The organism is Mycobacterium sp. AZCC_0083 (assembly GCF_014202335.1).
In the GTDB taxonomy this organism is placed as follows: Bacteria; Actinomycetota; Actinomycetes; order Mycobacteriales; family Mycobacteriaceae; genus Mycobacterium.
The window spans coordinates 100699-125248 of the sequence record NZ_JACHGP010000004.1 but is presented as its reverse complement, the minus strand read 5'-3'; the positions used below and the strand labels follow the sequence as shown (position 1 = coordinate 125248).

Sequence of the window (24550 nt, the reverse complement as noted above, 5' to 3'; positions counted from 1 at the left end):
CATAAGCCGTGCTGGCAGATCCAGGAACGGTTTATCGTGAGCCGGTGGAGGGGACGCCATTTGGCCGCTACCAGCTGATCGAGTTGCTGGGCCGTGGCGGGATGGGTGAGGTATGGCGCGCCCACGACACCGAGCTCGACCGGGTGGTGGCCTTGAAGATGCTGCTCCCGCACTTCACTCAGGACCCCGAGTTCGTCACGCGGTTCCGCCGCGAAGCCCGCGCCGCCGCCCGCCTCGACGATCCGCACGTCGTGCCAATCCACGACGTCGGAGAGATCGACGGCCGGCTGTACGTCACCATGCGGCTGATCAACGGCGTTGACCTGCATACCCTGCTGGACGACGGGCCGTTGGACGTCGGACGCGCGGTGTACGTCATCGAGCAGATCGCCTCGGCGCTGCACAGCGCGCATCAGGCCGGGTTGGTGCACCGCGACGTGAAGCCGTCCAACATTCTGTTGGCGCAGAACGACTTCGCGTACCTGATCGACTTCGGCATTGCCCGCGTCACTGGCGAAACCGGGCTCACCTCAGTCGGTTCCACCCTCGGCACGTGGTCCTACATGGCACCCGAACGCTTCGGCGATGGCGAAATCGGGCCCGGCTGCGACGTGTACGCCCTTGCCTGCGTGCTCTACGAATGTCTGACCGGCGAGCTGCCGTTCCCCGGCACCACGCTCGAGCAGATCGCGGTGGGCCACATGGTCATGCCGCCACCGAAGCCCTCCGAGGACCGCGACACCGTCCCGACGGCGTTGGACGACGTGGTCGCCACCGGACTGGCGAAAGCACCCACCGACCGCTACCAGAGCACCGTGGAGATGGCGGCCGCGGCGCGACACGCCATCGCGCCGCAGATCGGCCCCAACCCACCGGTGACGCCCGATCCGGCGCAGACCCAACGGCGCCAAGCCATCACCGGCGAATCGACGACCGCAGCCACACAGCTCAGCGCGCCTGCTCCACCGTCGCCGCCCGGGAAGCGGCGCCGCGTCCTGATCGGCGCGCTCGTCGGCGTCGCGGTGCTGATCGCCTGCGCCGTCTTCGGGGTGGTGTGGCTGGCATGGGACCACGAACCCGCCGCCACGCCGACCACTACCGCCACCGCGCCACCCGGCATGGCGCCCTTCACCGGGATCTACCGGGCCGACTTCAGCGCGACCACCCTCATGGACGGCCAGATGGCCGAAGGTGCGACGCCGATGACGGCCAGATGGGGCGTGCGCTCGGCGTGTCGCCAGGACGGGTGCGTGGCGACGGCGATGCGTCTCAGTGGCGAAGGGCCTGCGGTGTCGAGCCTGGTGTTCGACGAGGTCGATGGACGCTGGATGACCGTCGGCCTCGGCTCGGATCAGTGCCACAACGCCCCCGCCGAAGTCTGGGATGTGTTCACCCTGGAGCCCCGACCCGACGGCACCCTCTCCGGAGAGTTCAGCGGGACCACCAGCGATGGCTGCTCGGGAAGGGGAACCGTGACCTTCGCCCGCACCGGAAGCATCGACGAGAACACCCTTCCCGACCCGGCCACCCTGCCGCCACGCGCGGTGTCGCCCGCAATGGCATTGCACGGCCACTACCACCTCACCCGCAACTTCTCGAACGGCTCCCCACAACAGGATCTGCTCTACTCCGTCACCACCGACTGCCTTCGCGGTGGCGATCGGTGCATGAGCTACTTCCATGCACCGTCAGACTTTCGGCCCCTGATCTTCAGTGACGGGAAGTGGACCTCCGAGCTCGAGTTCGACGGCAAGTGCCCGCCGCCCGGAGGCCCGACGCACTTGAAGTACACCGCGCAGTTCCCGCTGCCCGAGCCACCGCAGGATCCGATCACGTTGCTCATCGGGAACGGTCGCCAGGAGCAGACGGGGAACTGTGCGGCTAGCACGGCCGTCACCGAAACATTCACGCGCACTGGCGATTAGCCGATGCCAGGAAGTCCGTAGGGCCGATGCCACTTATAGCCGACGAAGTCGAGGACACGAAGTCCGCTCGTGTTCGGCGCCCTCGGCCTCAGAAACAGTCAGGATCGGCTGCCTGCGACATACGCGTCGACACGCCTGTTCGTGAGCGGATTGTTGAATTCGTTCCACTGACGTGCCGCAACGGAGGCGGCGACGTCGATCTCTGCAATCAGGATTTCCTCGTGTTCGGCCGATCCGGGACCCGCTGCGGGCCAACCGGTTGCGTGGGTGATGATGCTGCGGCCGAGGAACAGTTGTTCGCGTTCGAGTCCGCACCGGTCGGCGGCGACGATAGGTATCCCGTTGCAGTGGGAGTTGGCCATGCACAGTACGTTGGCCATTGCAGTGTCATCGTCACCGTTGCCCGCCATGAGCGGCACCCAGTTCGTTGGTACGCACAGCAGATCGGCGCCCGAAAGTGTGAGAGCCCGAGCGGCTTCCGGAAACCATAGGTCGTAGCAGATGAGAATCCCGATACTGCCAAGCGGGGTGGCAAAGACCGGCAACCCGAGATCGCCGGGAGTGAAGATCGTATTCTCGTTGTCCCAGAGATGAAGTTTGCGATAGGTGCCGATGTATCCCCGTGGACCTAGGATGGCGCTCGAGTTGTAGAGGTGATCGCCGGCTTTCTCCGCGATGCCGAACACGATATGGATGTCGTTGTCGGCGCATGCCTCGATGAGACGGTTCACGGTCGGTCCGCTCGGCACTTCCTCCGCCACCGCACCGGCTTCGGCAGCGTTGTCGAACATGTAACCGGTGGTGGCGAGTTCGGGGAACACGGCCAACTGGACACCGTCGCGGGCCAGTGCCTCGATGGTGAGAACCATGTTGGTGACGTTGTCGTCGACCCCATTCATGATGGGGTTGCTTTGCACGCTGGCGACTTTGATCACGGGGTCGCCATCTCCGCCGCAACCGAACCAATCTGCGCCGATTCACTTGGGGCAGAGATTGATCGGTTCCTGAAGTGGGTTCGCCATCCTGGCGCTACGGGTGATCGTCGCCAGGGGGTGAGGATCATCTCGACCAGGGCCACGACCCCGAACGCCGCAAGGCCGAGGACGACGAGTAACACAATCGCCGCGAACACTGAGGCTACGTCGAGTCGGGATTGAGCCTCCAGGAGAGCTACCCCCAGTCCTCCTGAGGTGCTGGCCGTCCACTCGCCGAGCACGGCACCGGTGACGGCGAACGTTGCTGACATCTTCAGTGCGGAGAACAACGGAGTCAGCGTGGCGGGCAGAGTCACTGACCGGAAGATCCGCCATCGCGTTCCACCCATCGCGGTGGCCAGCGCAACGAGGTCCTTGTCCACCGCGGCCAAACCGTCGAGCACGTTGACGACGACGGGGAAGAACACGATCAGTGCGACGATCGTCAGTTTGGGCGCCAACCCGAATCCCATCCAGATGACCAAAGCTGGGGCGACGGCGATGATGGGCACGGCTTGCGACGTGATCAGCACCGGGTAGATGAGCCGCTGTATGAGTCGCGACCACGACATCGCGAGCGCGAAGACGAACCCTGCGAGGGCGCCGATGAGGAACCCGGTGATGAACTCCCTCGAGGTGATGGATGTGCCGGCGCTCAACGTGTCCCAGTCGTCTTGGAGGGCTGTGAAGGTGCGTTGCGGGCTGGGCAACACGTAGGGGGCGATGTCGAAGATGCGGACGGAGAGATCCCACACCACGAGGACGGCGGCGAGGCTCACCAGCGGTATCGCTATCGCGGTGAAGACGCGTGCGCTCTTGGCTGACTTGGTTGATGACATGATGCGCGTCCTATGCTGCCCGACCGTAGATGAGGTCTAGGAGATGGCCTTTGAGGGAGGTGTACGGAATCTCGGCGGTGAGATGGACGTCGCGTGGCCGTCCGAGGTCGACTGTGACGACTTCCTGTACTCGGCCAGGACGCGGCGACATGACGATCACCCGATCGGAGAGGAACAGGGCTTCGTCGATGTCGTGAGTGACGAACAGGATCGTCTTGCGTTGCTCACGCCATACATCGAGCAACCACTGCTGCATCAATAATCGGGTATGGCTGTCGAGCGCACCGAACGGTTCGTCGAGCAGCATCACGGAGTGGTCGAGGGCGAGGGTCCGCATGACCGCGACCCGTTGGCGCATACCGCCGGAAAGCGCGTGCGGATAGTGGTTCAGATAGTCGCCAAGCCCGTACCGCGCAGCCATGTCCGCCGCGCTCTGGCGCTCCTGGCGGGTCGCGCGGCCACGGAGGTCGGCGCCCAGCACGATGTTGTCGAGGACGGTTCGCCAGGGTAGTAGCAGGTCTTTCTGCAACATGTACCCGACGTGACCGGTCTGACCCGTTATCGGGTTACCGTCCAACGTCACTGAACCCGACGTCGGTTTGAGTAGGCCCGAGACGATGTTGAAGATCGTCGACTTACCGCACCCTGACGGGCCGACGATGGATACGAATTCACCGGGTTCGACTTCGAGGTCCACCGGAGCCAGGGCTTCGACGTTACCGAAGCTCTGTGAGACCCCGCTCAGGACGAGACTCACCGCGCAGCCGACTCGGCGATCCGTGGCCCAGCGGTAGGTTCGAGCGATTCGGCGGAGAGCCACGTCGCGGTCTGCCCCCACAGCCGGGCAAATCCATCCCACTGGGTGAAGGTCGAGGGCGCCCAATGGGGCCCGATGTCGCTGGCGAAGGCGGCGCACCGTCCGAGGCCGTAGGTGCCGACGGTGAGCAAGGGGTGACCGTTGACCTGTGCGAGGACTTCTGACGCTGAGCGGGCGCGCAGGCGTTGGAACCCCAGAAGCGCGGGCCACGCGTCAGGCAGGCCTGCCGTGCAGGGATGTTCGGGTCCGAACGTGCGGGGAACAGCCCCTTCGGGGCACTCCTCGCGGTCGTCGCCGTCCTCCATCAGCACTGGCAGTGCTTCGGCGAGTAGCGAGTTCTTGTAGTTGGCCTTGCCTTCGATTCCCTGGAAGCTGAGGTACCCGCCGACCATCATCAGGGAGCCACCGCTCTTGACCCAGTCGCGCAATGAACGAAGCCGGTTGGGGCTGGCCTTACCGCTGAGGTAGACGTCGTTGGGTAGCAGCAATGTGTTCGACCCAATATCGCTCAGTACGACGACGTTGAACTGCTCCAGCTCCTCGACGGTTCGTGGGAATGACTGGGCTGCTACGTGATTGGGCATGAAGGACACCGAATGCCCGGCGCCTTCCAATGCCGACCTGAAGTCGTGGACACCCTCCTGATAGGACACGGTGGTGAAGGAGTCGAAGCCCTTCGTGTGAATCGACGTCGTCGTCCACGATTCGCCGGCGATCAAGACGTTTGCCATGAGATTTCTCTTCCTTGCCGAGTGCGGTGGAGATCGACGTGGGATGTCGCTATCGGACGACGGTGCATCCTTCGGAGCCGAACCAGACGACGTCTTCGACTTTGACTCCGTAGTTGTGGTTGCCGATGAAGGGCTCCACTGCCCAGCCGCCCCACATCCTGGTGGTGTTGTGACGATCGATGTACCCCTTTGTGTAGGAGACGTTTTGGCCGATCGAGTGTCCGATGTTCCCGAGGCGGTCCATGTGATTCCATCCCGTGCCGGCGATGGAGTCGTGGAACGCTGCCCAAAGTTCGTTTGCCGGCATTCCTGGATACGCGGCCGCGAGGACCGTTTCGTGAATCGTCTGGATCTCGTCTTTGGCTTCGAGATATTCGGGCTGCTCGCCGACGACGAAGGTGCGGGTGCAGTCTCCCCACCAACCGTCGACCACCGGATGGACGTCGATGAAACCGCAGTCGATGTTCCAGAGCATGCGGTCACCAGGCATCTCGGTCGGGAAGCATTTCAGGCTTCCCTCGCCGAACCCGACATTGACCAGGGTCCAGAGTCCGGTCGATCCGCCTGCGCGAAGGGTCTCCTCGGCCCACCGTGCCAGATCCCTTTCGGTCATCCCCGCCCAGGCGGCACCAGCCGCGGCCTCCGCGACATCGCGGGCGAGAAGCTGTGCCTTGACCAGCCCTTCGGGTGGAGCAGCGCTGAGTCCCTCAGGCACGACCAGAGATGAGAGTTCGTTGTTCATGTGGCGGTCCAAACCTTCGTTCGCAGTGTGCTTCTTTACTTCGACAGGTAGTCGTTGGTCCAGTACGAATTGGGCGCGCCAGTCGACTTTACGAGTCCCTGTGCCACGGCGGCCTTCAGCAGCCCTTCCCACTGCTGGTCACTCTGCACCAGCGGGGGTTGCTGCTCCTTGAGGATCTTCACGGTCGTCTGCCATGCATCGGTGACGAAACCCATGTCGTCACTGGGGTATAGCTTCTTGTACACCGCCAGAGCCCCCGTCGGATCCGTCACGGCGTCGTTGAGGCCCTTGATGGTGGCCGACATGAACGCGCGGGCCTTGTCGCGATTCTTGTCGAGCCACTCGGTGTTGCCGGCAACGACGAAGATCGGCGTGTTCGGCGCCCCGTGATCACGGGCCGGCATGAAGAACGGGTCAAAGCCGCCAGTCGCCCGGACTTCGGACGACTCCGCGTTGGTGACACCGGTGATGACGTCGACCTTGTTCTGGAGCAGCAAGGGCACTGTGTCGTCTGCCGCGGTGACCAGTTGGACGTCGGACAGCTTGAGGCCGACCGAGTTCAGCATCATCGAGAGTTGCGCCTTGGACCAGGCGTCGTTGTAGATGCCGACGGTCTTGCCCTTGATCTGGCCGAGGTCGAAAGGCGCTTTCGCTATCAGGCCCCAGTTGTTGCTACCGCCGTAAGAGCCGGTGGCGATGACGGGTGCCTCCTGGTCGCGCGCGAAGAGGACATCGAGCGTGGTCGTGAACGCCACATCGGCTTGAGACGTGCCGAGGATCTTCATGGTGTCGGCGACGGTCGGGGGCGGGGTGATCGTCAGGTCGATTCCGCCCTCCCGGTAGAAGCCCTTGTCCTTGGCGACGAGGAAGGGGATCCAGAAGGCGTCCGCGACGGGCCATTCCATGACCATGTTGACCTTCGTCAGCCCGTCCGCCGTCTGCTGACTGGCGTCGTCGCTGCTGCACGCAGTAGCAGCGCCCAGCGTGGCGAGCGCAAGAAGCGCGGCGACGATGGTTTGTATGTGGCGTCTCATCCGAGGGCCTTCCTTCGTGGATGTAATCGATTACTGACGGACGTGCGACCAAGGAAACACCGAATTGCCCTACAACGCAACAGGCAGGCCGTTTCCAATTTGTAAACGATTACACAAATGCTTCGGAACGTGCTAGATATGGACAGGTCTGGTCGCCTACGAGAGGAGTGCTTGGTGGGTCCGACGATCAAGCAGGTCGCCGAGTTGGCCGGTGTTTCCACCGCGACGGTGTCGCGCGCGCTGGCGGGCGCTACGAACGTCTCGCCCAAGCTGGCGAGTCGCATCGAGCGCGCTGTCGCCGAGTTGGGATACTCGGGCAACGTGATCGCCAGCTCGTTGCGGCGCAATCGCACCGACACCATCGGCATGGTGGTTCCCGACATCTCGAATCCGTTCTTCACGGCGCTCATCCAGCACGTCGATCACGCTCTCGCCCAACGCGGTTGGCAGATGTTGCTATGTGATGCCCAGTCTGACGTCGACATCGAGGCAAAACGCCTGGACTCGCTGATCACCAGGAGGGTCGACGGAGTGATCATCAGTCCCACCAACGAGACCGAGAGTGCGGCCGCGGTGAGGTCGGCTTCGACTCGTGTACCGGTGGTTCAGGTCGACAGACGGGCGAGTGATACCGATACGGACTGGATCGGAATCGACGACGACTTCGCCCAGTCGCTGATCGTCACGCATCTGGGTGAACTCGGCGTGCGCAGTGCGGCGTTCGTGAGTTCAGAGCTGACCAACTCATCGACTGAGTTGCGACGCGCTGGTTTTCTCAAACACGCTGGTGCACACGGAATTACGGTGCGACCTGAGTGGATCGAATTGGGCGACTACTCCGTGAAGTGGGGTCAGGAAGCCGGTCGACGGATTCTGGGTGGGCCGTCACGTCCCGATGCGATCGTGTGCGCCGACGACCTGATCGCACTTGGTGTCCTGCAAGCATGCCGAGGACTCAACGTCGACGTACCCGCCGAACTGGTCGTCGTCGGGTTCGACGACATTCCCTTTGCCGCGTTGAGCACTCCGCCACTGACGACGATCGCCCAGCCGCTTGGTGCGATCGCGACGGAAGGCGTCCGACTGCTCGCCCAGGCAATCGAGGGCACGCCAGGACATCAGTCCATGCGCACATCGCTTGGCTCAAAGCTCATTGTCCGGGAGTCGACGGTGGCCACCCGAGTGGAATCCGGCGCGCGATGACCGCGCGGCTCCAGTAGGCATGGGCGCCATGGACCACGAGGGTCTATTGACCGAGTTGGTCTCGGTCGACACGACGTCCGGCAACGCCGCAGCGCAGCGACGCGTGATGGACGTCTGCATCTCCGAGGCCCGGCGGAGGTGTCCCACCGTTCGCGTTCAAGGCGATCTCGACGGCGCACACCCGTGGACCCTGCTCACCAACGACGTCGACCCGCGCACGGACCGGCTGTTGTTCGCATGCCACGTCGATACCGTGCCGATCGGCATTGCCTCGGACTGGGAGTTTGCACCTCTTGGTGGCGACGTGGAGGACGGTTACCTTCTCGGTAGGGGTTCGGTCGATATGAAAGCCGGTGTGGTGGCCGCACTTTCCGCACTTTCCGACGCGCTCTGCGGCGAAACTGCCCTCGGCTTGTTGCTCACCAGCGACGAAGAGATCGGGGCGCTCGGAGCCGAACGCGCCATCCCCGCACTTGCCGAGCACCGGTTCGGCGCGGTGATCATTCCCGAAGCCACCACGAACGTCGTCCATCTTGGCCACCGAGGCGCGCTCTGGCTGGAAATCGTCACACGTGGCTTGGCCGCGCACGGCAGCACGCCGCACCTCGGCGTCAACGCCATCCACAAACTGATCGACGTACTTCATCGCGCGCGGACCCAACTCCCGATGGCATCCGACACGAATTTGGGCCAATCGACGGGGAATCTCGGTTGCCTCGTCGGCGGAACCGTCCCGAACATCGTTCCTGCACGGGCGAGCGCCACGATCGATTACCGGACCGTCCACAACCAGGAAGAGTTGCTGCACTGGTGGAGATCGCAGCCGGAGATCGACGAACTGAACACTCTCATCGACCTGCCTGCGGTCTGGACCCCGGCCGAAACACCCTGGCTGAGCACGCTTCCGGCCGCCATCTCAGACGTGCCCGTGCCGTACTTCACCGACGCGTCGTACATCGCTCAAGCCCTCCCCAATGTCCCCGTGACGGTATGGGGTCCTGGAAGCCCCTCGGCGATGCACGCCATCAACGAATGCGTATCGCTCCGCGAGCTCGAACTAGCAATTCATCTGTTCGCCACGGCGATCGATTCGTGGCACGGCAATCCGCCCGTCGAGTAGCACGGCCGATGTGGCCGGACACCGACTTCATTTTCCTGCTTCCCTTCGCGCCCGCATTATGGGTTGTATAACCCATAATATGTGGACGCAGGAGCAAGCCACCAACTCCCAGCTGACCCTCAGCGAGAAGTCTTGCCGGACAAGCGACGTCAGATCAGTTGACCTCACACCCCGGGTGCGCACGTGACCGTTAGCGGAAGGTGCTCGTGGCGGCGGACCAGGAAGCTCTCCGCCCATCGCGGAGCGTCGTTGGGATCGATGGTGAACTCGCGGGTCCGCTCCAACAAGGTCGTCAATACGGCCCTGGCTTCGATGCGGGCGAGCGCGGCACCCACGCAGTAGTGGATGCCGTGTCCGAAGGCTAGGTGGCGACGCGGGGACCCGCGGGTGAGGTCGACGACGTCCGGGTTGTCGAACTGGTCGGGATCCCGGTTCGCCGATCCGAACAACAACACCGCCGTTGAACCGCTGGGGATGTCGACCCCGCCAAGTGTGGTGTCGTGGGGGATGCTGCGCATCTGTTGGCGGAACGGCGATTCGAGCCGCAGCGCTTCTTCGATGAACGTGTCGATCAGCTTCGGTTGTTCACGCAGAAGCTGTTGTAGTTCCCGGTCGTCGGCAAGCAGACGGACGGCGTTGCCGACCAGGCTGCTGGTCGTTTCGCCGCCCGCGCTGAGCAGGGTGTGCAGAATGATCTGCACTTCGCCCTCCTGCAGGGTGCCCGCATCGAGTGCCCGTCGGACGGCGAGCAGAATGCCGTCGTCATCAGATTCCGTTGTGTCGGCGACCTGTCCACGGATCCACTCTTGAATGACGCCGATGCGCGTGACGAGTTCGGTCAGGCGGTCCAATGTCATGGTGCCGCCGATCATGGCGGTCGAGTCGAATGCGGCTTCCAGCAGCTGTGCCGGGTCGATGTCGCGGAACCCGATCAGCTTGGCGACCACCGTGATCGGCACGACGTTGCCGACGGTACTCATGAACTCGAACGGGTCGTTGCGGAGCGCCCCGTCGACGGCCGTCGCGCACAGCGCGCGGATGTCGTCCTCCAGGGTCAGCATCCGCCGGGCGACCAGTTCCGGGAAGACGGCACGCCGGTGGGTCGTGTGCAGCGGTGGATCAGCAGTCGCGAGTGTCGGTGGCGCGGTGCCGCCGAAGTCGAGCCGCGCAGGCAGCCCATCGTCATCGCGGTAGAGCAGGGACGAGATGTTGGACGAGAAGTCTTCGGGGCGACCGACCGCCTCGGAGATCAGCTCGAACGTGCTTACCGTCACGACGTCGGTGTCGGGCACCGCCCAGACCGGCGCCTGGGTCCGCAACGTCCGGTAGAAGTCGTGGGGGTCGTCGAGGACGTTGGGGTGCAACAACATCGACGCGGTCAGATCAGTCATGCGTACTCCCAGAAAGCTGGTTGAACAGGCTCATCGTTTCGCCGTAGACGTGGCACTCGGTGACCTTGCCTCCGGTGAACGTGTACACCTCACACGTCTCCACGGCGATCTCACGGTGTGTGGGAGCAATACCGCCGTACTCCCCGGTGTGGATGCCGCTCAGGGTCCAACGGGCACAGACGTGACCGTCGCCACCGAACAGCAGGTCCTCGTGTAGCTGCAGCCGATCGAACGCGGCGAACAGCTGACTGAGGTTCTCCCGGATGTCGGGCACCGTGAAGGGCACGTCCAGTCCGCTCACCCATCGCAGGCAGTCGAGCGCGAACGCCTCGAGGTACGCGTCGATGTCACCGCCGTTCAGCGCGGCGACGGCGCGCTGAACCAGGCGCGCTTCGACGTTGTCGTTCACGGGGCCGCCCCTACCGCACACCATTCTGTGGACATTCGTCCACTTTGGTGGATGGAGGTCCAGAAATCAAGACGGATGTCCGCTAGAGTGGCGCCGTGACGGATTCGGTAGGCGACGACGACCCGCGTAGCCGGCGCCGGGCGGCACGCCGCGCTGCGAGCACGGCCGACATCCTCGACGCCGCCGAGCGGGTCTTCAGTGAGGACGGCCTGCGCGACGGCTCGCTACGGCGGATCGCCGAGTTGTCCGGGTACTCCACCGCGGCCATCTACAAGTTCTTCGACAGCAAGCAACACCTGGTCACCGAAACGCTCAATCGTCGCGCCGACGAATACCTCGGCGAAGTGAAGGCGGCCGCGGCAAGCGAGGGCACGCCGTTGGAGCGCCTCCATCTCATCGTCGACGCCGCGGCAGCATATTTCAGTGCCCGAAAGTCCTTCAGCTCGCTCATCCGGCAGGTCCAAGGAGGAGCGGCCATCCTCGGTCCAGTGCTCGCCGCCTTCGCCGATGACGTCGGCGGACTCTATGGGCAAGCCATGGGGTTGATGACCGAGCTGGTTCGGGAAGGACAGGAGAACGGGGAGATCCGAGTCGGCGATCCCCGCGCACTGGCCCATCTCGCGTCGGTACTGACCAACGAATTCGTCCTGGCGGATCTACCCCTTAGTCGGGCAGAGTTTCACGCGGTCTTCGACGGCACCTTGAGAGCACCGCGAACCCCGGCCCGAAAGCCCAACGGCCGCCGATGATCTTGCGTTATGGGATGTACGAGTGCAACAGCTCTGCCACCCGTCGCGGGTGAGAAGTGAATGGAGAGTGATCCGTTGGCCACTCGATCACCTCGTCGGCGCGGGTGGCCATGGATCGTTGAGCATCGGGGGGAATCGCGCGGTCTCGCGTAGAGACGAGATACGTGCATGGCAGTGACTTCCAGGCCGGTTCCCCGTCGTAGTCCATGTCACCGGCAGTGAGGGGCATCGGGCGCAACCGGGTGACGAATTCGGCGCCGGTCTCGTCGTCGGCATCACCGAAGAAGAGGTGCCTTGCCTTCGCGGGATCGACGTCGACACCTGCCTCGGTGATCCGGATTGCGTCGAGCAGCTCGCTCCGATGGTCGGCCAGGATGGTGGACGGGTGCTCGTCGCGCTCGGATAGGAACGCCGCCACGTACACCAGCCTTGCGATGCTGGGATTCCCGCTGGCTGCGGCCGATACCACATTGCCACCGTAGGAATGGGCCGCGACGACGGCGCCAGGCCGGGCTGCTTCGATCGCTCGTCGTGCAGCGGCGACGTCCGCCGCGAAGCCGGCGAGGGGCAGTTCGACGGCGACAGCCGATGCGCCGAGCACCGCAAGCTCGGCGATCACTGGCTCCCAGAGCTTCGCGGTGAACCAGGCCCCGTGGATCAGCACCACCTGCGCCGCCCGGCTTTTCGTTGCTGCCGAGGTCACGAGGCGAATGCTCCCGTCAAGACGGCGGCGGTGATTCCGCCGTCGACGACGAGGTCGGCTCCGGTGATGAAGCTGGCAGCCGGACTGAGCAGGAAGTCGACAGCGGCCGCAATGTCGTCTGGCGTGCCGATTCGCCCAGCGGCAGATCCGTCGATCATCGTCTTCATCACCGGCCCCCACCCGCCGTTGAGTTCTTGCTTGCCCATGGATGTGGAGATGATTCCCGGACTGACCGAGTTGATTCGCGCTCCGCGCTTGCCCCAAGAGGATGCCGCGGCGGCGACCCGAAGGTGATTGACCCGCTTGGCGAACCCGTATGCCTCTTGCGGGTTGCGGAACTGTGCCGGAGCGCAAGCGCGCAACGCCGGCAGATCCCGCGCTGGCGCACTGGCCAATTCGTGCCCGACCTCGGGATCCATGGGCGGGTGAAAATGCCCGGCCATACTGGCGATGACGACGCCGGCACCGCCGGCCTCGATGACCTCACCGAACTGTTCGAGCACATTGGCCACACCGACGAGATCGACGTGAAGGATCGTGTCGACGTCGGCCTGCTCGGGTGACACGCCCGCGGTGTGAACGACGCAGGTCACCGGACCGAGCGCCGCCGAGTAGGCAGCGAGGTCGGCGACTGCCTCTGGCGAAGTCACGTCGACGGCAACACCGCGGACATCGTGTCCGTTCGCGGTCAGCGCGCGCGTCGCGGCATCGAGCTTCCGCTGACTCACATCGGAGAGCACGACGGTGCGACCGGATCCGAGGCGGTGCGCGATCGCGGTGCCCATTCCCCCGGCGCCGATGATGACGAAGACGTTAGTACTCAATTAACCTGTCCTTGAATGCTTTCTGCGGGATGCCATTGACACCTACTGGGCGCGTGGATAGGTCATCAGATCCACCCAGTTCTCGGGGGCCAGATGCATCCCTCCCCCTGCCCTGTACACGCCGATGTCGCCGTTGGTGTCGAGGAACATTCCATTCTTCTGGTCGTAGGTCGCGTAGGCCAGGCCACTTGCCTGGGGTTGCGGCGCGTCGGCATTAGGCGGGGCCGCGGGGTCGGGGACCGGCGGCGGGGATGAGGGCTCCTCAGCGGGCAACGGCGGCGAGGGCAACGGACGCCCATAAGGCGGAATCATCTGATCGAGCGGAGCCTGATAGGGAAGGGGCGGCGGCTGCGGTCCCGGCGTCGCGGGTGGGACCGGCAACGGGTAGGGAGGCGTCAGAGCCGGGCCGGGCCCTGGCGGGACGCCAGGGGGCAACTGAACAACCGGCGGACCCGGATCGTAGTCGGCGTCAGGCGGAAGATTGGGGAACTTATTGGGTGGCAGAATATTTCGGCCGTCGGTGATCGGAGTGCCGATCGGGACGGGCGGTCCTCGCCACGGATTGTTTCCCAGCGGGACGTACCCCTGAGGGTCCCGGCACAGTTGAATCGTGGGTGCGCGTTTGCCGGGGAACTCCTGGCACGGATAGTTTCGGGCTCCCCGAACCACGGTTGGATCATTCTGCGCCACTTTGCAATACAGATCCTTGGGCAGTTCACGCAGTGTTTCGTCGGCGGGTGAACGGATCAGGGGCGGTGGGATGAACCCCGTCGTGCATGGTGGAGGGTCACCGAAATTGAGCTTGAAGTCCGACTTCGTTCCCTCGTCTGGCGGGAGTGCACCCGCGGCTGAGGTGGATACGGCGAACGCCGCAGGCAGGATCACCAACGTCTGCTCGATCGACTTGTGGTAGATCACACCGACGCGACCGATGTTGGCCAAGCTGGCGGCCAGCATCGGAAACGACGCGCGAATGCCGGTGAACGTCTGGCTGGCTTGGTCAGCCACCGATGGCGCAGTTTCCAACAACGTCCGAATTTGGGGGTCGGCGGTGCGCACCTCACCGGTCAGTCGGGCCAGGGAGTTGGCCAAGGACTTGATGTCGTCTCCGCTGCGGATTTGAGCGTCGAGGAACGGGCCCGCCTGGTCGATCAATTGTGTCGCTTCGGCTGAGTGCGCGTTGGCCTCGTCGACGAGAAGCCGCGATGATTCGATGAGCCGGGCCAGTTCGGGTCCTGAGCCGTCGAACGCCTTGAAAGTTTCCCTCAGTAGGTCTCGCAGTCGGCTCTCGTCGAGACTGTCGGCCAGCTTCTCGGCTTCCCGTAGCAGACCCGCGACGTCTTGGCTGATCGCGGTGTGGTCGCGAGCTATCCGCGACCCGTCGTGAAGCGATCCCTGCGTCGCCTCGGCTGGCGGAGCGAGGTCGACGTACTGCTCGCCGATCGCCGACACGCTCTTGACGGTGGCGATGACGTTGTCCGGGATTCGGTTGCGGCTGTTCAGCCGGAGATGGGCGTCGACTCCCTTGTCGTGCGTCAGCTTGACGGCCTCGACCGTGCCGACGGTGGTGCCACGATAGGTGACGTTCGCGTTCTCATACAGGCCGCCGCTCGCCGCGAAGTTGGCCGTGACGTTGTAGGTTCCGATTCCCAGCGCGGCAGGTACGCGAAGATAGAACAGCACGGTCGCCCCCACCGTGAGCACTGTGACCACGGCGAAGACCCAGAGCTGCCAACGTGTTCGGCGATCGAGCATCAGCGCGGCGCCGCCTGGCCCGCGGTATTCACCGGTGGGATCGCGAACGGATCGGCCGCCTGCCCCGACAGATTGGCCATCTCACCGACCAAGTAGTCGGGTGTGTTGATGATCTCGTCGAGGTGCTTCATATTCGGGTCGAACGGTGATGTGGTCAGAAGGGACTCCCCCATCCGCCGCACCGTCAGATCGATGGTGGTGAAGACATTGAGGTAGTCGCCCCGCACAGCTTGCTTGATTCCGGTCGACGGAAACGGGAAGGTCGGCAGAATCTGTAGGGCCCTGACGAAGTCATTGGCGTTGTCCGCCAGCGACTTCACTACGGGGTAGACACTTTTCAAGTCCGCGGCTAAGTCATCCTTGGTCTGGGCGAGGATGCGTGAAGAGACATCGGCGAAACGCCGTAGTGCGGTGAACGCATCCACGATGCTGTTCTTGTCGTCATTGAGCACCTGCAATGCCTTGGGCAAGGCGTCGAGGGCGCGGCTCAATCGGTCGGTGTTGCGTGCCAGGGTCGTCGCGAAGCGGTTCAACGATTCGGCTGCCGCGACGATGTCGGCGGTCTGCCTGTCGACCCCGGCGGTCAACTCGGCGAGCCGTGGTATGACGTCGGCGAACTCGCCTGCTCTCCCGGCCACCGCGGCATACGCTTCGTCGGTGATGTCTTGCAGGGCACCGAGATTGCCCTTGTTGACGACGACACCCAGAGATGACAGTACTTCCTCGGTGGTGGGGTATCGCCCGGCCCGTTCCTCTGGGATCTGCGCCCCTTGTCCGAGCGCTCCGGTCGGCTGCTCCCGAGGTGGGGCCAGTTCCACGTGTTGGGATCCCAGCAATGAGGTTTGAGCGATCTTGACCGTTGCGTTCGCCGGTAGTACGGCATCCTTGTCGAGCGACAGCGTGACCGCCGCATAGAACGTCCCGTCAGCGCGTTGAACGGCCTCGACGCCGGAAACACTGCCGACGGTGACATCGTGGACCATCACCGGTGAGTTTTGTGGCAGAGCGGCAACGTCGGGCAATGCCACGGTGACGGTGTAGGAGCCGCCGCCGTGTCCGGCGGTGCCGGGCATGTCCATTGAGTTGAGGCCGCCGAACTGGCAGCCGGTGAGCAGCAGCCCGCTCGCCGCGATCGCCATCGTGCTGCGGCGCGCCCGCCCGGGAGCGCGCCGTCGGGATCCTGTCATCCGCCGACTCCTTGCGCAGGCCCTTGCTCCAGCGGCAGGGGCGGCGGCTGCGATTCACTTGGACTGGGAGCCAAGGGGTCCGGTGTTCCCGCCGGTGCCGCCTGCCCCGAATCGGGTGGACTTACCGCCGGCGGGGGTAGAAGCAACGAGCTGAGGTCGGTACCCGGCGCGATCGCCGGAGACGTGACGCCGGGCAACGGTTGCCATTGCAGTTGGGACACCGGCGTCTGGGCCTTCGCAGCGGTTTCTGGGGTGTCGTAGATGATCTGCCCCTTGTAAGCCTGAATGCTGTTGATGGGGTGGAACAGGATCGGCGGATAATTCATCGCGAACCGCCGGAGCACCGGTGCCATCCGCTGCCGGCACAACTCTGCGCGCTTGTAGTAGTCGGGGGTTCCAGCCCCCTCGAACACACCGCCGCAGATGAATTGGACTGGGTTGCCGAAGTTCGGCACGGTCAAGATGCCGGCGATCGAGTCCTGTGCGGGGTTGTACATGTTGTAGAAGTTCGCGAGGCTGTTTGGCGCCACGTGCAGGATCTGCTCGATGTCATCGCTGTGATCGGAGAACAGCTTGGTGAGGTCGGCGAGCCGATTGATCTGACCGATCAGCGTCTGGTTGTTGTCGTTGAGGAACCCGCGTACGTCGGCGAGCGCCTTGTTCAGGGTGTCCAGTGTGGTGTCGAGGTCAGCCGAGCTGTCGGCCAATACCTGCGAGACCGAGGCGACGTGGTTGGAGAACTGCACGATCTGCTCATTGCTGGCCGACAGGGCGTCGATCAGAATGTGCAGATTCTTGACCGTTCCGAGCAGGTCGGTGCGCGAGTCACCCAACCGGCCTGCGGCTTGCGACAATTCGCGAAGGGCCTTGCGGAACGAGTCTCCATTCCCGTCGAACGTATCGGCGGCCTGGTTGACGAACGCGCTGAGTGGTCCTTGCAGCGAGCCGGGCCCGGGCCCCAGTTGGGCGCTGATCTTGGTGAGCTCGTCCTTGACCTCGTCCCATTCCACCGGAACGCCGGTGTGGTCCAGGGTGATCGTGCCGCCGTCGGCCAGCGCCGCGCCACCGGAATACACCGGCGTGAGCTCGACGAACCGTGCCGAGACCAGATTGGGCGCCACGACGATGGCACGCGCATCGGCCGGCAACACGACGTCGGGCCGCACCGTCATGCTGATCTTGGTGTCGGCAGGCCCGGGTTCGATCGACGTGATCGTCCCCACCGCAACGCCGGCCACCTTGACGTCGTCACCGGGGTACAGACCCACCGCCGAGGAGAACAGGCCGGTGACCCGGTGGCCGGTCTGCTTGGGCCACGCCACGTACACGCCTGCGGCCAGTGTCGCGACTAGCACGGCAGCGAGGATGAGCCGCGACGAGCGGCCTTTGCCGCCCAGCTGTGTGATGGTCACGACGACTTGGGCCGAATGACCAGTCGGTCGCTGATGAACCCGCGCAGGTAGTCGGCCAAGCTGTCCGGCAGCTTCCCCGGCTGAAAGTACGAATCAAACAGCACTGCACCGATACTCGGTGGAGGAACCCCGAAGACGTTGACGCTGAAACCCGGTGCCGAGCCGACCACTTCGCCCAGTGAGGTCGCATACGGCGGTAGCCCGGCCAGCGCGGCACCGATGTGATCGCGGCGTTCGTTGAGGTTGTCCAACACCAGGTTGAGCTTCGCCAGTGCCGGACCGAACTCGACGCGGTTGTCTGCGACGAATCCCGACAATTGCCGTGATACGTCGTCGATCCCGTCGATGAGGGTGTTCAGCGCCTGCCGTCGCGCTTCGAGCGCCGCGAACAATTGATTGGCGTCGTTCACCAGCTGGTTGATCTGACCCGATCGCCTGGCCAGGGTGCCGGAGACGGACCTCGCGTGTTGCAGCAATTGGTCGAGTTGCTCATCGCGGGTATTGAGGCTGCGCGACAGCGCGGTCACACCGTCCAAAGCACCCCGCAGCTGAGGTGTCGCATCGCGCAGGGTATCGGTGAGCACCTGCAGTGCCTGCGCGAATCTTGGTTTGTCCAACTCGCTGACGTTGTGGCCCAGGTCCTGAAGCGCGGTGTTGAGAGTGTAGGGCGTGGTGGTACGGCCCAGCGGAATCGTCGTCGACGCACCGCCGCCCGCCGTCGTCAGCGACAGCGACTTCTGACCGAGGACGGTATCGGTCTTGATCGCCAGCAGGGACTGGTCGCCGACTGCGATGTTCGTCTTGACGGTGAACGTCACTTTCGCTGCGCCATTGACGAGGTCCACCGCGGTCACCTGGCCCACCACGATGCCCGCGATGTCGACGTCGTTGCCGACCATGACGCCGGCGGCGTTGGTGAAGTACGCGTCATACCGCTTGCCGTGCGGCCAGAACGGCAGTTTGGTGTAGCCGAAGGACACCAGGACGACGCATACCACCAACGCGATGCCGAAGACACCGGTCCGCGTCGCATTCCGTTGGCGTTTACTTGGTGAAGGCACATCGCCCCTTGTTCGGGTCTGGTGGACTCCCGAACGGGATCAGGATGTCGCTGCCCGCAGGACCGTTGATCTTGAGCTGAATCGAGCAAAAGTAGATGTTGAAGAACGCGCCGTACGCGCCCAAGGCGCTGAGCCGCAGGTAGTTCTCCGCCAGCGGTTCGATGACGGCGTTGACGTCGGCCTTCTTGTCATCGAGCGTGGTCGCCAGTGGCCGGACGTTTTCGATCACGCCCTGCAGGGGACGCCGGGACTGGCTCAACATGTCGGTGAGATCCACTTCGGCCGACGCCAATGCGGGAATCGACTCGGCGATGGGTTCACGTCCCTGGGCCAGCCGGGTGACGAGTTGCTGTAGCTGGTCGACGCTGGAGTCGAGTTGGGCGTTCTTGTCATCGACGGTGCCGAGCGCGGTGTTGAGGTTGGTGATCACATCGCCGATCAACTGGTCGCGCGCCGCGAGTGTTTGGGTGAACGAGCCCGTGCTGGACAGCATGTCGGACAGGGCGCCGCCTTGTCCCTGCAGTAGTTCGATGATTGCGTTGCTGACGTCGTTGATCTTGCTGCCGTCCAGGCCCTTGAGTACCGGCCGCAATCCGCCGAGCAGCGCGTCCAGGTCCAGCGCAGGCGCAGTGTTGGCTCTGCCGATGGTCGCTCCCAAGGGGAGCTTACGGAGTTCTCCAGGGCCAGAGGCGATTTCGAGATAACGGTCTCCGACGAGGTTGAGGTAGCGGACGACCGCACGCGTCGAGGTGTACAGCTGGTAGCGCTTGTTGACGGTGAACGTGACGTCGACGCTGTGGTCGGGCGCGAGGGCCACGTCCTTCACCGATCCCACCGCCACACCCGAAATACGGACGTCCTGGCCAGGTTTCAGCCGGGAGGCGTTGACGAAGTTGGCGTGATAGGTGCTGCTGGAGCTGAACCGGAACTGACCGAAGATCACCACCAGGCCCGCGGCGACGAGCACCATCACAACGGTGAAGATGCCGACCTTGACCGCCGTCTTGCCACCCGCGCCCATCAGAAATCGTCCCGTTCGGCATAGGCGCCGTTGAACAAGAACTGAAGTGTCGACGGTGCGTCGAACTGCAGTTCGGTGTTGGGCTGGTAGGGCACATATGCGTTGTCCGTCACCAGGAACGGCGGATGAAACCAGGACCCCTGGCTGAACTTGGTGGGGAGGTCGGGCAGTCCACGACAGTTCGGACCACCGGACGCGTTGACGATCGGCAGACTTTCCGGATACGTGTAGGCGGGCGAGCCGGGGATGAAGCTCGAGCTGATGAACAGGCCAGGCTTGACTCCGCCGATGTACTTGCCGAACGTGTCTATCCCCTTGGAGATCGCCTTGAACAGGCATCCGTACTCGGGCGAGTAATCACCAAGCACCTGCGCTGGAGCACGCAACCGTTGGATCGCGGCGACGTAGTCGTCTGCGGCCGGCTCCAGGGTGGCGGAGCCGCTATCGGCCAACCCGGTGGCCGCGAGCAGCGTCGCGTTCAGGTTCTCACGCTGATCGACGAGGGCGTCGCTGATGGACGGCACGTTGTCCAGCGCCGTCATCAGGTCTGGCGCGGCATCGGCGTACACGTTGCCCGCTGCCGCCGTCTTCCCAAAGTCTTGTTGTAGCGATGGTAACTTCGGATTGAGTTCCGCCAGAAAGGTGTTCACCCCGGCCAGAGTGGCGCCCAGGTTGTCCCCGTTGCCCCTGAGTCCTTCGCCGAGCGCCGACAGGGTGGCGTTGAGTTCGACGGGGTCGATCTTGTGCAGCGTGTCGACCAGCGTTTGGAACAACGTGTTGACCTCGACCGACACCGTCGACGCTTCAAGTTGCGCGTTCGCGGACAACGCGGTGGCCGAGAAGTCTTCCGGCGGCACGAATTCCACCGACTTAGCACCGAACACCGTGGTACTTGCGATCCGGACGATCGCGTTCGACGGTATGTAGCTCATTTGGTCGCGGTCGATCGCCAGAGTCAGACGGGCGTGGTCATTGACGTAGTCGATGGCTGAGACCCTGCCAACCTGCACCCCGAGGTACTTCACCTTGGCATCCGTTTCCATGACCAATCCGGCGCGTGCGGAAGTAACCGTCACGGTGTCGGTGGGACGAAACGCCGCTGTGTAGGACAGGTAGGTGAACGCTGCGAAGGCCGCACACGTACAGGTCAGGACCGCTGCGGCCATTCTCACCGTGCGGCGTCGAGGAGTTCCGATCACCGTGATCGTCCTCCTCGTTGTCGTCGGCGTTGTCACTAAGCATTGAGTGTCTATCACATAGAGTGCTCAATCACATAGAGATCACAATGATATTTCACCCACCGTCCCGTGGGACCATTCGGCTCAGAACGCACCCAACGATGCCGTCACGGCAGCTTGTCATTGCGGTGCGCAGACGCACTGGCGCCATGGCGACCCGGACCGGTATTCACCACCGGCTTTGACCGTGGGAATGCCCTTGACTAGAAGTGGTGCAACGACATTCGGTGCCGTTGACGCCGCCCAGCTACATCACTCCACGTGCCTTCGCGTCAATCCCCGCGCGACTGTTCCTCGATGTATGTGGCGATGAGTTCGACCAGTGCGCGTCGCTCTCTGGAGGTGTCCAGGGACACTGGGACTACGAGCTGCGCCAGCACCATGCCTTGCAGTCCCGTCCACACGAGGTTGCCGATCGCCGCGGCGCGCGGGGCATCCAATCCCTGGCCGATCTTCTTGCCAAGATGGGCAAGCGCCTCTGCCATCTGTTCCAGGTGCCGTCCCGCACTCGCGTCACGGATCGCGCGGGTGGACACCAGGATCTCCAGCGACGCCATCGACGTCGGAGTCGAGAAACCTTCCCAGGCGGCGGTGACGATGACCTCGGCGCGCTGCCGGATGGTCAGCTTGGAAAGATCATCTGGAATGCCATCCAGCGCTTCGAGAAACAGACGGAACGCCCGGTCCACGACCGCCATCAACAATTCGTCGCGTCCGCCGAAGTGGTACTGAATGACGCCCCACGTGACGCCGGCGCGCCTTGTGATGTGGCTAGCACTTGCCGCTGCGAAACCGTCCTCCCGAATGCACAGGATCGTTTCCTCGATGATGGTTTCCCTGGTGCGGTCGGCGCGGATCTGGCTGCCACCGGGCGGTCGCCGCGGGGTCGGTTTGGCAGGTGCAGTGGAACCCATAGTGCACTCAATCATCGCATTGCTTCGCTGCGACGTGTGCGTCCATGTAAGAACGATCCGCCAGGTGTGGATCCCCAAACCGGGCTCAACGCGCTTGAGGCACGGATTCGATCAGGGGTCATCCGTTGGTCGTCACCGTTACCTGCGGTGTGCGCCGACCATCATGACCGCGATCACCACCGGTGAGGTCCCGCGATTGTGCCAGCGGTGCCGCGTTCCATTCTGAATATTGACATCGCCTGCGTGCAAGGTCTTTTCAACGCCGTCGTCGAGTTCCAGGACGACGGCACCTGACAGCACGATCTCCATGTCCACCGTGTCGGTGGTGTGCATGCCGGGATCGTCGAAGTCGTTCGTCTCCAGGACCCCCGGCAGTTTCTCCTGCAGCTCCCGTAGGCCCGCCTCGACGTCGACGTCGTCGAGGTTCGCGTGTCCATCGCCTGGCGGAAGGGTCAGTATGAAGAACCGGTAGCCGCCCGCTGCCGGAAAGAACGTCGTCTTGGAGCCATTTGCGCCTGCGTCGGGAAACGTCGGCACTGAATCGGCTCGCCACAGTTCGTGATAGGTGGTCGTCGACAACACCACAGTGGTCGGCTCGACGTGTCCGTCATCGACGAATACCGCTTTGTCCCGGTCGTCGTGGCCGGTTACCACTCGACGAATCTGCATCACGATGCTCCTTGGGGTGTGATGGTGACGAGTTAAGATAACATCGTTTTCCATCGTTTTCTGGGTAATTTCGGACTGGAGTGTGTGGCATGGGCGACCTCTTGCTATCGGTGGCGCTACCGCCGAGTGCGCAAATTCCGGAATACGCGCGTGCTGCGGAGAGTGCGGGCTGCCACCGTCTCTGGCTCTTCGATTCCCCTGCCCTGTATGGAGATATCTGGATTGCAGCGTCCCGGGCGGCATCCGCAACCTGCGACCTTGGCATTGGTACCGGTGTTGCGGTCCCAGCACTACGTCACCCGATGGTCACGGCGGCGGCGATCGCAACGCTCGAGGAGCAGGCGCCCGGGCGACTCGTCTGCGCCTTCGGTACCGGATTCACCGCGCGGCGCGCCATGGGACAGAAACCGATGCGATGGGCATCGGTTCGCGCTTACGTGACGCAGCTTCGCGGGCTGCTCGACGGCGACGTCGTCGACATCGACGGCGCGCCGTGTCAGATGCTGCACCTGGCGGACTGGGCCCCGGACCGCCCGCTGCGCACACCGCTGTGGGTCGCGCCGAGCGGCCCAAGGGGAATGGCAGTCGCCGACCAGGTCGAGGCCGCCGGGGTGCTCCTTGGCCAACCGCCGCTCGAGCCGCTGAATGGAGGCCGGCCGGCCGCGATGATCGTGGCCGGCACCGTATTACGCGAAGGTGAAGACCACAGCAGTGCCCGGGTGGTCGAGGCCGCCGGACCCTGGTATGCCGCGATGTGGCACGCCGTCTACGAAGCGGCGCCCGACTACGTGACCGAAATGCCAGGCGGCGCAGCCTGGCTCGAAGGATTACATGCGGTGCGCTCGGAACCGCACCTGCACCTCGGCGTGCACGAGGGGCACGTATGCGCTCTGACCGGACGCGACCGTGCCGCGATCCGCGAAGCCGGGGTGGGCATCCTCGAGTACGGGTGGACCGGACCGCCGGCGAAGATCCGTGACGCTGCGAGCAATTCGGCCGCATTGGGCATCACCGAGATCGTGTATACGCCCGCGGGCCCGGACATCGTCGGGGAGATCGACCAGTTCGCAAAGGCGTTCTTCGGGTTCTAGTTTCGCCGGTCTTCGTCCGACGCGGCGAACCCGGCGGCCATACCGGTGATCAGCCACTGAATCGTGGTGTCGAACACGTCAGGCTCGTCCCACTCACCGGGCGCGGCCATATCGGCGAGCGTCATGCTGAGCGTGACGTGCACGAGTATGCCGCAGGCGCGGACGGCTTCATCGTTGGATAAACCGTGACCGGTGAGTACCCGGATCAGTCGAGTCACGTACTCGATCACCACGCCGCGGTCGGAGGTCGTCATCAGACTGCACAGATCGGGACGGGCCACCAGCGCCGCACGCAGAGCGTGACACCAGGTACGTACGCTGTCGCGCCACCCGGTGTCGGTCGAGAAATCGAGGTCGATCGAGGCGAATGCGCGGGCGACGACGCCGCGAACCAAGGCCTCTCGATTTCCGACCTGTAGGTAGAGCGTCTTCGTCGAGCAACTCAGGCGGGAGGACAGGTTGCGGGCCGTCAAACCCGCGACGCCGTCGGTGCCCAGGACCCGCAACGCCTCGTCATAGATCGCCTCCGCACTGAGCAGTGGTTTTGCCACCATCCGTCCCATCTGACAAGTCGACGCCAACGCGCGAAGCCACCGACATAGTACGAACAGCGCTTCGCTGCCGGGCGTGGGCGCGGCACGTTGTCATGAGATTCGTAACGACGCCAGGATGTTGTCCTTTTCAGTGACCTCTTGATAGCTTTGGAAAACACCGTTATCTTAACGGTTCGCGGGCAGTGTC

At 63.9% G+C, this 24550-nt stretch carries 24 protein-coding genes; 5 read left to right on the top strand and 19 right to left on the bottom strand.

The window, feature by feature from the left end; all coding sequences use genetic code 11:
* Positions 1–44 precede the first annotated feature (44 nt).
* Positions 45–1925 (top strand): serine/threonine-protein kinase, encoded by a 1881-nt coding sequence (locus HNP02_RS10915; protein ID WP_184438059.1) that lies wholly within the window; start codon positions 45–47, stop codon positions 1923–1925.
* 98 nt (positions 1926–2023) lie between these two features.
* Here the strand turns inward: HNP02_RS10915 and HNP02_RS10910 are convergent, their stop codons facing one another.
* The 6 genes from HNP02_RS10910 to HNP02_RS10885 are packed head-to-tail and all read right to left on the bottom strand — an operon-like array spanning position 2024 to position 7062.
* The gene (locus HNP02_RS10910; protein WP_221317459.1) at positions 2024–2842 is read right to left on the bottom strand and encodes a nitrilase-related carbon-nitrogen hydrolase; all 819 of its coding nucleotides are present in this window, start codon (positions 2840–2842) and stop codon (positions 2024–2026) included.
* A gap of 14 nt (positions 2843–2856) precedes the next feature.
* The gene (locus HNP02_RS10905; RefSeq protein ID WP_184438057.1) at positions 2857–3738 is read right to left on the bottom strand and encodes an ABC transporter permease; all 882 of its coding nucleotides are present in this window, start codon (positions 3736–3738) and stop codon (positions 2857–2859) included.
* Between the two features lie 10 nt (positions 3739–3748).
* Positions 3749–4495, bottom strand: coding sequence for an ABC transporter ATP-binding protein (locus tag HNP02_RS10900; RefSeq protein WP_184438055.1), 747 nt, complete (start codon positions 4493–4495; stop codon positions 3749–3751).
* On the bottom strand, positions 4492–5286 hold the full coding sequence (locus HNP02_RS10895) for a glutamine amidotransferase (RefSeq protein WP_184438053.1): 795 nt from the start codon (positions 5284–5286) through the stop codon (positions 4492–4494). Before HNP02_RS10895 ends, HNP02_RS10900 begins: the two co-directional genes overlap by 4 nt.
* Before the next feature lie 49 nt (positions 5287–5335).
* Entirely contained in the window at positions 5336–6028 is a 693-nt protein-coding gene (locus HNP02_RS10890) for a M24 family metallopeptidase (RefSeq protein ID WP_184438051.1), read from the bottom strand.
* Between the two features lie 35 nt (positions 6029–6063).
* Positions 6064–7062, bottom strand: a complete 999-nt coding sequence (locus HNP02_RS10885; RefSeq protein WP_221317458.1) for an ABC transporter substrate-binding protein — start codon at positions 7060–7062, stop codon at positions 6064–6066.
* 174 nt (positions 7063–7236) lie between these two features.
* Here HNP02_RS10885 and HNP02_RS10880 point away from each other — a divergent pair, with 174 nt between their 5' ends.
* Complete coding sequence (locus HNP02_RS10880) at positions 7237–8265, top strand: LacI family DNA-binding transcriptional regulator (RefSeq protein WP_309241506.1); 1029 nt, start codon at positions 7237–7239, stop codon at positions 8263–8265.
* 28 nt (positions 8266–8293) lie between these two features.
* Positions 8294–9385, top strand: coding sequence for a M20 family metallopeptidase (locus HNP02_RS10875; RefSeq protein WP_184438047.1), 1092 nt, complete (start codon positions 8294–8296; stop codon positions 9383–9385).
* Between the two features lie 164 nt (positions 9386–9549).
* On the opposite strand, the gene HNP02_RS10870 is transcribed toward HNP02_RS10875, so the two are convergent.
* Together HNP02_RS10870 and HNP02_RS10865 are read right to left on the bottom strand one after the other, a co-directional pair.
* Positions 9550–10776: a cytochrome P450 gene (locus HNP02_RS10870; protein WP_184438045.1), complete on the bottom strand. Its 1227-nt coding sequence runs from the start codon at positions 10774–10776 to the stop codon at positions 9550–9552.
* Entirely contained in the window at positions 10769–11185 is a 417-nt protein-coding gene (locus tag HNP02_RS10865; protein ID WP_184438043.1) for an ester cyclase, read from the bottom strand. The genes HNP02_RS10870 and HNP02_RS10865 overlap by 8 nt, the downstream gene beginning before the upstream one ends.
* Positions 11186–11280: 95 nt before the next feature.
* Between HNP02_RS10865 and HNP02_RS10860 the strand changes: the two genes are divergently transcribed.
* Positions 11281–11934 (top strand): TetR/AcrR family transcriptional regulator, encoded by a 654-nt coding sequence (locus tag HNP02_RS10860; RefSeq protein ID WP_184438041.1) that lies wholly within the window; start codon positions 11281–11283, stop codon positions 11932–11934.
* A gap of 7 nt (positions 11935–11941) precedes the next feature.
* Here the strand turns inward: HNP02_RS10860 and HNP02_RS10855 are convergent, their stop codons facing one another.
* The 10 genes from HNP02_RS10855 to HNP02_RS10810 all read right to left on the bottom strand — a co-directional run bounded on the left by HNP02_RS10855 (position 11942) and on the right by HNP02_RS10810 (position 22718).
* On the bottom strand, positions 11942–12637 hold the full coding sequence (locus tag HNP02_RS10855) for an alpha/beta hydrolase (protein ID WP_184438039.1): 696 nt from the start codon (positions 12635–12637) through the stop codon (positions 11942–11944).
* Positions 12634–13461: an SDR family oxidoreductase gene (locus HNP02_RS10850; protein ID WP_184438036.1), complete on the bottom strand. Its 828-nt coding sequence runs from the start codon at positions 13459–13461 to the stop codon at positions 12634–12636. The genes HNP02_RS10855 and HNP02_RS10850 overlap by 4 nt, the downstream gene beginning before the upstream one ends.
* A gap of 42 nt (positions 13462–13503) precedes the next feature.
* The gene (locus HNP02_RS10845) at positions 13504–15216 is read right to left on the bottom strand and encodes an MCE family protein (protein WP_184438034.1); all 1713 of its coding nucleotides are present in this window, start codon (positions 15214–15216) and stop codon (positions 13504–13506) included.
* The gene (locus HNP02_RS10840) at positions 15216–16403 is read right to left on the bottom strand and encodes an MCE family protein (protein WP_304610995.1); all 1188 of its coding nucleotides are present in this window, start codon (positions 16401–16403) and stop codon (positions 15216–15218) included. Before HNP02_RS10840 ends, HNP02_RS10845 begins: the two co-directional genes overlap by 1 nt.
* On the bottom strand, positions 16400–17809 hold the full coding sequence (locus tag HNP02_RS10835; protein ID WP_309241531.1) for an MCE family protein: 1410 nt from the start codon (positions 17807–17809) through the stop codon (positions 16400–16402). The genes HNP02_RS10840 and HNP02_RS10835 overlap by 4 nt, the downstream gene beginning before the upstream one ends.
* A 2-nt stretch (positions 17810–17811) precedes the next feature.
* Positions 17812–18876 carry an MCE family protein gene (locus tag HNP02_RS10830; RefSeq protein ID WP_184438032.1) on the bottom strand — a complete coding sequence of 355 codons (1065 nt, stop codon included), beginning with the start codon at positions 18874–18876 and terminating at the stop codon, positions 17812–17814.
* Positions 18860–19897, bottom strand: a complete 1038-nt coding sequence (locus tag HNP02_RS10825) for an MCE family protein (protein ID WP_184438030.1) — start codon at positions 19895–19897, stop codon at positions 18860–18862. The genes HNP02_RS10830 and HNP02_RS10825 overlap by 17 nt, the downstream gene beginning before the upstream one ends.
* Positions 19897–21063: an MCE family protein gene (locus tag HNP02_RS10820; protein ID WP_184438028.1), complete on the bottom strand. Its 1167-nt coding sequence runs from the start codon at positions 21061–21063 to the stop codon at positions 19897–19899. The genes HNP02_RS10825 and HNP02_RS10820 overlap by 1 nt, the downstream gene beginning before the upstream one ends.
* A gap of 344 nt (positions 21064–21407) precedes the next feature.
* Positions 21408–22049 carry a TetR/AcrR family transcriptional regulator gene (locus HNP02_RS10815; protein ID WP_184438027.1) on the bottom strand — a complete coding sequence of 214 codons (642 nt, stop codon included), beginning with the start codon at positions 22047–22049 and terminating at the stop codon, positions 21408–21410.
* A 138-nt stretch (positions 22050–22187) separates the two neighbouring features.
* Complete coding sequence (locus HNP02_RS10810; RefSeq protein WP_184438025.1) at positions 22188–22718, bottom strand: cupin domain-containing protein; 531 nt, start codon at positions 22716–22718, stop codon at positions 22188–22190.
* Positions 22719–22807: 89 nt separating this feature from the next.
* On the opposite strand from HNP02_RS10810, the gene HNP02_RS10805 reads away from it, so the two are divergent.
* Positions 22808–23809 carry an LLM class flavin-dependent oxidoreductase gene (locus HNP02_RS10805; protein WP_184438023.1) on the top strand — a complete coding sequence of 334 codons (1002 nt, stop codon included), beginning with the start codon at positions 22808–22810 and terminating at the stop codon, positions 23807–23809.
* Here the strand turns inward: HNP02_RS10805 and HNP02_RS10800 are convergent.
* A complete protein-coding gene (locus tag HNP02_RS10800; RefSeq protein ID WP_184438022.1) occupies positions 23806–24363 on the bottom strand; it encodes a TetR/AcrR family transcriptional regulator in 558 nt (185 codons plus the stop codon). The two genes, HNP02_RS10805 and HNP02_RS10800, sit on opposite strands and share 4 nt — an antisense overlap.
* Positions 24364–24550 lie beyond the last annotated feature (187 nt).